This is a genomic window from uncultured Streptococcus sp., assembly GCF_905372115.1.
In the GTDB taxonomy this organism is placed as follows: Bacteria; Bacillota; Bacilli; order Lactobacillales; family Streptococcaceae; genus Streptococcus.
Map to the genome: position 1 here is coordinate 1 of NZ_CAJPNR010000074.1, position 4,085 is coordinate 4,085.

The following is a 4,085-nucleotide window of genomic DNA, read 5'->3' on the forward strand; positions in this document are numbered from 1 at the left end:
TTCGCGACAACTATATTAGTATATCACCCAACCACACCTCCTGTCAATACCTTTTTCCAATTTTTTTAAATTTTTCTAGAATTTTTTATTCATCAGAGGCTAGCCTCTATTAAAGAGAGGGAAGATAAGCTTCCTCACCTAGTTGACGTGCTATTAAACCAGCTCTCGCCAGCTGAAGCAAACTCTCTGTGAATTCATAAATATGCTCTCTTTCGCTTGTGGTCAACTCTTTTTTAGAAAATTTTCTTCTTAAAGCTTTGTAATCTCGACCTTCCTGTTGAAAGAAAGGAGCATCTTGTAAATAGGCTTTTACATTCTCCAAGTTTTCTAAAATACCAAGATGAAAAGCGGCAGAAGCAAAAGTTTTATCAAAAGGCTGGGTGCAGACGCTCCGAAACTCTACTGTCCCCCGTGTCGTCAAATCTTGATACTGGTAACTTCTGTGATTCTTGAAGTCCGTTTCCCTTGGAGTCAAGTTTACTTTTTCACCTGAAAGGCTATAAGCCTCAATAGTTTTCTGACTCATGTATTCATTAGCAGCTATCGGATAGAAATAGTAGGATTTACCTTCCCGTTCAGCAGTGAAAAGCGCTGATTTACTAAGATAAGCAAAAAAATCATCTTCTGTTTGAAAGTCTTTCGAATTAACGCCTGCATTTTCCTGTAAAATGCCATGCATCGATTGCTCCCAGAAAATATCCCGAGCTATTTTTGTATCCCAAGAAGAATCTGAAAACTCTGAATTGGCAAAGAGGTATGCTTTAGCAGCTTCAATTTGATTGAAGACATTGATGACGCTTAAATAATTTTCTCTTGAGACATCCAGCTGAACTTGACTCCCACAAATAAAAGCACCATATTCTGGATAATTGTGCAAACCTTCCATGTTCTTTCCCATAGCTAAATACTGCATCAGCATTTCATATCTTGGATATTTAACTGGACTATTATCATTTTCAGCCCAGAAAGGATGAATACCTTCTCCTTGAATTTCATGGTTTTCTTCGCGCAGAATTGGCTGAATAATGTTCAGATAGTTCTTAAAACGCTCTTCAACTTCTTGAATTCTACTAGCCTTGGCAAAAGCGAATTCCAAAGTATTGTAAGAAACCTCAAAAAGAATTCTGTCTTCATTTTTAGTAGATTTCAGTTGGATGGGATTGCCATCTCTATCAAATCGTTCCGACTCAAAATCATACTCTTTCAACAGACATTTCAAAAGATTCTTGGCAACATTTGGATCCGTCGCTCCGCCCTGGCAATTGACAATAGGAAATTCTAACTCAATGCCAATGTAGACAGTTGGATTTTCTTTAATATTCTTTAAATAACGCTCTTTTAAAATTTGGATTGAATCAGTCATTTCCATTTCCTATAAATTTTTGATAGTGTTAGAGTATTATAACAAAATTTCAGGTGTTTTCCTAGCTTCATGCAAAAACGCCTGCTTACGAAATTGTTTTTGGATTAAAAGCAATTTCGTAAACAAGCGTCTACCTATTATCAACTATATGATGAGTGTTCCCGCTAGGAAAGAATCCTAGCGGTAGACCAGAGCTAGACTAAGAATAGAAATTCTATTCCATCATCATAACACTCAACAAAGATTGATGATCTTATACCAATTCGATGATTGCCATTGGCGCAGCATCTCCGCGGCGCGGTTCAGTTTTCAGGATACGAGTATATCCACCGTTGCGCTCTGCATAGCGTGGTGCAATCTCAGAGAACAATTTTTGAAGAGCAGTAGTTGTAGTATACTTTTCTGTTGCTTCATCATAGTTTTCTGATGCGATTTCATTGCGTACAAAAGCTGCTGCTTGACGACGAGCGTGCAAGTCTCCACGTTTGCCCAATGTAATCATTTTTTCAACTGTTTTACGGATTTCTTTAGCACGAGCTTCAGTTGTCACGATTGATTCGTTGATCAGCAAATCAGTAGTCAAATCGCGAAGCATTGCTTTACGTTGTGAGCTAGTGCGTCCTAGTTTACGGTAAGCCATGTATTCCTCCTTTATTTATCGTTTTTTAACCCCAGACCGAGATCAGCAAGTTTAACTTTTACTTCTTCCAGACTCTTGCGTCCCAAGTTACGAACTTTCATCATTTCAGGCTCAGATTTTTCTGTCAAATCAAATACAGTATTGATACCTGCACGTTTCAAACAGTTGTATGAGCGAACTGACAAATCTAATTCTTCGATGGTCCGTTCCAAAATGCGGTCATCAGAAGTCTTTTCTGCTTCCTTCATAACATCTGCAGCAATAGCTACTTCTGTCAGGTTAGTGAAGAGATTCAAATGTTCCGTAAGGATGCGGGCTGAAAGTCCCAAAGCATCTTCTGGAATAATTGTTCCATTCGTTAAAATTTCAAGGGTTAGTTTGTCAAAACCATCGTTGCTACCAACGCGAGCTGGCTCAACCTGGTAATTAACTTTTGTCACTGGCGTATAGATAGAATCCACCGCAAGTGTTCCCACTGGTGCATCATCTTTCTTATTTTCATCTGCAGGCACATAACCACGACCACTGTTGACAGTCATCGTTGCCTTAAAGCTTGCGCCTTCTCCAATTGTAAAGAGATAATGATCAGGGTTTATAATTTCAATATCACTGTCTGTCAAAATGTCTCCGGCAGTTACTTCTGCTGGCCCTTCAACATCCAGTTCAATAATCTTTTCGTCTTGGACGTAAGATTTTACAGCAATCCCTTTGACGTTCAGAATAATTTGCATCACGTCTTCACGGACACCGGAAATTGTATCAAACTCGTGCAAAACACCTTCAATATTAATTGAAGTAACAGCAGCACCTGGAAGTGAAGCCAAAAGCACACGGCGAAGAGAATTTCCTAGTGTTGTACCATAACCACGCTCAAGCGGCTCTACTACAAACTTGCCATAATCTTTATTTTCATCAATTTTTGTTATATTTGGTTTTTCAAACTCAATCATTTGCTATACTCCCTCTTAAACGAAAAGCAGTGTAACGGTTGGTGATTATACACGGCGACGTTTTGGAGGACGAGCACCATTGTGTGGTACAGGAGTCACATCACGAATAGCTGTTACTTCAAGACCAGCGGCAGCAAGAGCACGAATAGCAGACTCACGACCAGAACCTGGACCTTTTACAGTAACTTCAACTGATTTCAGACCGTGTTCCTGTGCAGATTTAGCAGCTGCTTCAGATGCCATTTGGGCAGCAAATGGTGTAGATTTACGAGAACCTTTAAATCCAAGAGCTCCAGCAGATGACCAAGCAATCGCATTACCATGCACATCAGTAATCATAACAATAGTGTTATTAAATGTAGCGTGAATATGAGCAATACCGGATTCGATATTTTTCTTCACACGACGTTTACGTGTTGGTTTAGCCAAGACTTTTTACCTCCTTATATTATTTTTTCTTACCTGCAATCGCAACAGCTTTACCTTTACGAGTACGGGCATTATTTTTAGTGTTTTGTCCACGGACAGGAAGTCCACGACGGTGACGGATTCCACGGTATGAACCGATTTCCATCAAACGCTTGATGTTCAAGTTTACTTCACGACGAAGGTCACCTTCAACTTTAATCGCATCTACTTCACGACGGATAGCGTCTTCTTGTTCGATTGTAAGATCTTTTACACGGATGTCTTCTGAAACTCCAGCAGCTGCCAAGATTTTCTTAGAAGTTGGAAGTCCGATACCGTACACATAAGTCAGTGAAACGACTACACGTTTGTCATTTGGAATGTCAACTCCAGCAATACGAGCCATTTTTTCTCCTTTCTATCTTATCCTTGACGTTGTTTGTGTTTTGGATTTGCTGGGCAAATTACCATAACACGACCATTACGACGAATAACTTTGCAGTATTCGCAAATTGGTTTGACCGATGGTCTTACTTTCATTTTTTCCCTCCAAGTTTTTCGATTATTTAAAGCGGTATGTGATCCGTCCACGTGTCAAATCATAAGGACTCATTTCTACAGTCACACGGTCTCCCGCTAAAATACGAATATAGTTTTTACGAATTTTACCAGAAACTGTTGCTAAAATCTGATGTCCATTTTCAAGTTCAACCGTAAACATTGC

At 39.4% G+C, this 4,085-nt stretch carries 7 protein-coding genes; all 7 read right to left on the reverse strand.

Annotated features, from left to right (window positions below):
• Window positions 1-109 precede the first annotated feature (109 nt).
• A complete protein-coding gene (locus QZ169_RS11375; protein WP_295507136.1) occupies window positions 110-1,369 on the reverse strand; it encodes a glutamate-cysteine ligase family protein in 1,260 nt (419 codons plus the stop codon).
• Between the two features lie 247 nt (window positions 1,370-1,616).
• The gene (rplQ, locus tag QZ169_RS11380) at window positions 1,617-2,003 is read right to left on the reverse strand and encodes a 50S ribosomal protein L17 (RefSeq protein ID WP_002894521.1); all 387 of its coding nucleotides are present in this window, start codon (window positions 2,001-2,003) and stop codon (window positions 1,617-1,619) included.
• Between the two features lie 11 nt (window positions 2,004-2,014).
• Complete coding sequence (locus QZ169_RS11385) at window positions 2,015-2,953, reverse strand: DNA-directed RNA polymerase subunit alpha (protein ID WP_002894519.1); 939 nt, start codon at window positions 2,951-2,953, stop codon at window positions 2,015-2,017.
• A gap of 45 nt (window positions 2,954-2,998) precedes the next feature.
• Window positions 2,999-3,382 (reverse strand): 30S ribosomal protein S11, encoded by a 384-nt coding sequence (gene rpsK, locus QZ169_RS11390; protein WP_001118385.1) that lies wholly within the window; start codon window positions 3,380-3,382, stop codon window positions 2,999-3,001.
• Between the two features lie 19 nt (window positions 3,383-3,401).
• A complete protein-coding gene (gene rpsM / locus QZ169_RS11395; protein ID WP_002894516.1) occupies window positions 3,402-3,767 on the reverse strand; it encodes a 30S ribosomal protein S13 in 366 nt (121 codons plus the stop codon).
• A 17-nt stretch (window positions 3,768-3,784) separates the two neighbouring features.
• Window positions 3,785-3,901: a 50S ribosomal protein L36 gene (rpmJ, locus tag QZ169_RS11400; protein ID WP_001808836.1), complete on the reverse strand. Its 117-nt coding sequence runs from the start codon at window positions 3,899-3,901 to the stop codon at window positions 3,785-3,787.
• A 22-nt stretch (window positions 3,902-3,923) separates the two neighbouring features.
• Window positions 3,924-4,085: translation initiation factor IF-1 (gene infA / locus QZ169_RS11405; protein ID WP_295507139.1), on the reverse strand; the 162-nt coding region annotated here is incomplete at its 5' end.

What these genes read in the sequence shown, in the direction of transcription:
- QZ169_RS11375 (WP_295507136.1), bottom strand. Translation starts at nt 1,369, where the DNA reads ATGGAAATGACTGATTCAATCCAAATTTTAAAAGAGCGTTATTTAAAG.
- rplQ (WP_002894521.1), bottom strand. Translation starts at nt 2,003, where the DNA reads ATGGCTTACCGTAAACTAGGACGCACTAGCTCACAACGTAAAGCAATG.
- QZ169_RS11385 (WP_002894519.1), bottom strand. Translation starts at nt 2,953, where the DNA reads ATGATTGAGTTTGAAAAACCAAATATAACAAAAATTGATGAAAATAAA.
- rpsM (WP_002894516.1), bottom strand. Translation starts at nt 3,767, where the DNA reads ATGGCTCGTATTGCTGGAGTTGACATTCCAAATGACAAACGTGTAGTC.
- rpmJ (WP_001808836.1), bottom strand. Translation starts at nt 3,901, where the DNA reads ATGAAAGTAAGACCATCGGTCAAACCAATTTGCGAATACTGCAAAGTT.